This is a genomic window from bacterium (assembly GCA_037131655.1).
Lineage (GTDB): Bacteria > Armatimonadota > Fimbriimonadia > Fimbriimonadales > JBAXQP01 > JBAXQP01.
This window is the reverse complement of record JBAXQP010000268.1, coordinates 1-3,750: the sequence shown is the minus strand read 5'-3', so window position 1 is coordinate 3,750 and position 3,750 is coordinate 1. Positions and strand designations below refer to the sequence as shown.

At 49.4% G+C, this 3,750-nt stretch carries 3 protein-coding genes and 1 other RNA gene; 2 read left to right on the top strand and 2 right to left on the bottom strand.

Annotated features, from left to right (window positions below; genetic code table 11):
* Positions 1-1,523 (bottom strand): DNA polymerase III subunit gamma/tau (gene dnaX / locus WCO51_10965; protein ID MEI6513774.1); only part of this gene is annotated, 1,523 nt, incomplete at its 3' end.
* 129 nt (positions 1,524-1,652) lie between these two features.
* An RNA gene (ffs, locus tag WCO51_10960) (signal recognition particle sRNA large type) lies at positions 1,653-1,916 on the bottom strand.
* A gap of 498 nt (positions 1,917-2,414) precedes the next feature.
* On the opposite strand from ffs, the gene WCO51_10955 reads away from it, so the two are divergent.
* Positions 2,415-3,248 (top strand): hypothetical protein, encoded by an 834-nt coding sequence (locus tag WCO51_10955; protein MEI6513773.1) that lies wholly within the window; start codon positions 2,415-2,417, stop codon positions 3,246-3,248.
* A gap of 139 nt (positions 3,249-3,387) precedes the next feature.
* On the top strand, positions 3,388-3,750 hold a 363-nt coding region (locus WCO51_10950), incomplete at its 3' end, for a sialidase family protein (GenBank protein ID MEI6513772.1).

Sequence of the window (3,750 nt, the reverse complement as noted above, 5' to 3'; positions counted from 1 at the left end):
AGGGTGACGGGTGCGTTGTTATCGTCTTCCTCAGGCGGCGGAGCAATGTCGATTCGCAGTTCGCATTCAAGCTGCCAGCTCTTATCGCCTAGTTCAGCCCAGAGTTCTGTTAGGACGAACTTCCTGCGATCCTTGCTCTGCATTTTCTCATAAGTGAATTCAGAAGGGAAGGATAAAACGATAGTTCTGCCATTAACCGCCCCGATTTTAACCCCCGATAGCACTTGAGAACCGGCTGGTGACTTGATTTTCATCTTCTCAACAACGCTATTCCAAGCTGCTAAGCATCGTGAGTAATCATCTCCGGCTTCAATCGGCGATTGAATGGGTTCCGGAGCTTCAGTCGCCTGCGGTGGTTCTTCAGGCGTTGGCGTTGATGCTTCAACATCGGGTTTTTGTGATGGCTTGGAGAACTTGCGCAGCTTGGCAGCCGGTAGCTCTTCCTGAGGTCTTTCGGGGGGGGGTGTCCGAGCTTCCACGGGCGCAGGTTCATTGGATTCGGAAGCCATATTTAAAAGCGTGAGTTCAAGCCACAAGCGCGGCATGCCAACATTACGAAGTTGCCAAGCAGCTTCAGATAGCTTGCTCCACCAACGCATTAATCTGCCGCGGCCAATTCTTACCGATTGCTCGTAAAGCACCCCGCGTCTGTGTGGATCGAGCCATTCATCTGAGCCGACATTGTGGGCGATAAAAACGAGTTCACGCATCTTGCCGATGAGCGATTCGATAATCGAACGCGCCTCTCGTCCATGCGCCATTTCCTTCTCGATGCCTTCAAGAACTCCCGCAGCTTCACCCAGCGCTAAAGAATCCAAAATCTGATTGAGTACATCCTCTTCGACTAAACCGAGAGCGTTGCTGACTGTATCGGCGTTGATTTGCTCCGTCCCGAAGGCAATGACTTGCTCTAAAAGGGTCAGCGAATCGCGATAGGAGCCATCACTCATGCGGGCGATAACCGCCAGCGCCGCAGGTTCGGCCTTCAGACCTTCGGCATTAACCACAAATTCGAGGCGGGCGATAATGTCGGCCATACTGCCGCGGTGGAATTGGTGAAGCTGACAACGGCTTCGAATAGTGGCAGGCACTTTCTGCATTTCGGTGGTGGCGAGCACGAAGATAACATGCGCAGGCGGCTCTTCGAGGGTTTTTAACAGCGCATCAAACGCTTTGGCTGATAGGTCGTGGACTTCGTCGATGATATAGACCTTGTATCGCGCTTCCATCGGCGGGTATTTGGCGTTTTCGATAATCGTTTCTTTAACGTTCTCAATGCCGGTTTCGGAAGCGGCGTCCATCTCGACCACATCGATTGCTCCGCCCTCGCGAACCTGTTTGCACATCACACAGGTATCGCACGGTTCGGCAGTAGGGCCTTCGAGACAGTTCAAGGCTTTGGCAAGAAGTCGAGCGGTGCTAGTCTTTCCACAGCCTCGCGGGCCGCAGAAGAGATATGCGTGGGAGAACTTTTCGGTACGAATGGCATTTTGGAGGGTCTGGGTCACATGTTTTTGACCCAAAACCTCCTCAAATCCCCGAGACCGATATTTGCGATAAAGCGCTGTATATGCCATTCGTATTGCGTATTGCGTAGTGCGTATTCTCCGGATTCCGGATACGTAATACGCAATACGCACTAAAATAATTGGCCGCGCACCGGCTTTTGATGGGCGCCTACACGACGCGTGAGTTCAAACGTCTCGGATCGGGAAAACTACGGCGCACGCTCTAGCAAGCTGACTGCTGCTTCCTTCCGGACCTGACAGGGTTCGCAAGCAGATCGCCGCGTAGCGCCCAATCGTCAACAACGCCCAAACAACGTGGAGCGTACAAACACACACCGAGAGTCGGAATTCAACCCCGCTATAGCGGTTTGCGGGTACAGGGCACCGCTAGCTCCCCGTCTAGCGCGACCAACACGTAAATTCTAATTCTAATTTAGTTTACCCTTCTTTTGTCCAGGAAACTCACTATAGCAAGCTAGTTACATTAGATAAAAACCACTTCCGATGTAGGGGCAGAGCTTGCCCTGTCCTCTGGAGGGCGTAGCTTGCTACGCCCCTACAAACGAATCTGTCAAATCCTGATAGTCCTAATCCACTGCAGCCCGGGGCGGAAGGTGGGGAAAGATAATTCAGTAATTGCGTTGCCAAAGCTTTGGGGTACAGTCTTTTATAAGGGGTGGGTGGATATGAATGAGATCGTGATATTCATCACGCCTCGTATTGTGAAGGACTAAGCGCTTATAGGATCCCCCTTAGAGAGGACTATAAGTCTCAACTTGACAAAACAGTAGGCAATTAGACGAATTTAAAATAGAAGCCTCTCAGCGCAAATCGCCGAGGGGCTTCTATACTTGACATCTAACGGGCAGCATGTTACTATTGTGTTGAAGGTTCATTCTGGAGGATATGATGGACGAACAGCAAATATGCAGAAAGCCGATTAGTATTCTACTGGTGATTTTTTTTGTAGTTGTCATATTAATTCTAATCCTCATCATATTTCCTTTGCTACCTAGGAGAGATGGACTCGCACCCTCAACGGCCTGTTTAAGCAATATGAAACAACTTGGGGGAGCATTCATGCAATATTGTAATGACTGGAACGATCGCTTCCCCTTCGACGGTCAAGCCGGTTCACATCCGACGTATGCAGGTTGGGTGTGCGCGGAGAGTTCGCAAATGTGCTGGCGGGATACATACGGTCCGAATAACAAAAGACCGAAGAACTTCAATTTTGATGAAAAGATCGCCAACCCTTCTAAAGGATCGATCTATCCCTATACCAAAAATTTAGGTCTTTACAAATGCCCACAATATAATAAATGGGTTAAAAACAAGAGGATTGGACAAGGGGAGGTGGATTGGAACGCGGGGCTTGCCATGTGTACCTATGCTTATAACCATCACTTCACGCCTTTGGTTAAAGGGAATCGTATCCCTCTGACTTTGAATAAGATAACATTTCTTGCAGATACTTATCTTCTCTATGATGAATCTCCAGAATATATTGACGATGCTGATTTCATCCCAGGATACGATCTGCCTAGTGATCTGCACAGCAGTGGAACGAATGTGGTACTCGCTGATGGGCATGCCAAACGTTTCAATAAAGATAAGCTTACACCAGGTGGCACTAATTTCTGTTATGGCAAGCCGCAGCGAATTAAACTCACCACCCCAGGAGCCACTACGATTTCACCAAAAGGAACGAAACCACTTCCTGCTACTGACTGTAAATAAAGGTGAAAGGCTAAAGACCAATCAGTCAAATCCTTATAGTCCTAATCCACTGCAGTCCGGGGCGGAAGATGGGGAAAGATAATTCAGTAATTGCGTTGCCGAAGCTTTGGGGTACAGTCTTTTATAAGGGGTGAGTGATATGAATGAGATCGTGATGGAAATCATGGCGACTCCGGAAAGTCCTCGGAATACTGAGGGGAGCTTTGTTACGCTTAAGGATGGCAGTCTTCTATTTGCCTGGTGGCACTTTACTGGCGGGGTCGGTGATGACAGCGAAGGGTGCGTTGGAATGACGCGTTCCTATGATGAGGGGCGCACTTGGAGTGAAAAGACGGAGATTTTAGTTTCCAATTGGGCTGAACAGACTACCGGCTCGGTCTCTTTGCTGCGACTAGCCAGCGGGAAAATCGCCCTTTTGTATCTCGTCAAGCACGGTTTCCATGATTGCCGACCCTATATTCAGCTTTCAGAGGATGAGGGGGCGACCTGGTCCAAGCCGATT